The sequence below is a fragment of the Mumia sp. genome, assembly GCF_028803055.1.
Lineage (GTDB): Bacteria > Actinomycetota > Actinomycetes > Propionibacteriales > Nocardioidaceae > Mumia.
This window is the reverse complement of record NZ_JARBCJ010000352.1, coordinates 1-553: the sequence shown is the minus strand read 5'-3', so window position 1 is coordinate 553 and position 553 is coordinate 1. Positions and strand designations below refer to the sequence as shown.

Here is a 553-nt window from a genome sequence, read left to right as displayed (position 1 = left end):
CCTGCCCCAGGATCCGCGCACCCCGGACATGGACCAGTTGGGCCGGGACCGGATCCTCTCCGCCCGCGGACTGGATAAGGTCTCCGCGCAGTTGAAGAAGTGCCAGGACGAAATGGCCAGCGATGATCCGAAGATCTCGCAGAAGGCAATGAACCGCTATGACCGGTTGGAGTCCGAGTTCCTCTCCGCCGGCGGGTACGCCGCGGAGTCCGAAGCGGCCACCATCTGCTCCAACCTCGCCCTGCCGGACCGGTTGCTGAACCAGCCCCTGAAGACTCTCTCCGGCGGCCAGCGCCGCCGCGTGGAACTGGCCCGCATCCTGTATTCCGACGCCGAGACGATGCTCCTCGATGAGCCCACCAACCACCTCGACGCCGACTCCATCGCCTGGCTGCGCAGCTTCCTGCAGGGCCACTCCGGCGGGCTGCTCGTGATCAGCCACGACGTGGAGCTGCTCGGCGCGACGGTCAACAAGGTCTTCCACCTCGACGCCAACCGGTCCGAGCTGGACGTCTACGCCATGGACTGGAAGCGCTACCTGCAGCAGCGCGAG

The 553-nt window shown here is 66.5% G+C and carries 1 protein-coding gene; it reads left to right on the top strand.

The genetic code is table 11. From position 1 onward, the window contains the following. Window positions 1–553, top strand: a 553-nt coding sequence (locus PV363_RS17875) for an ATP-binding cassette domain-containing protein (RefSeq protein ID WP_301023105.1), incomplete at both ends; no start/stop codon positions are given.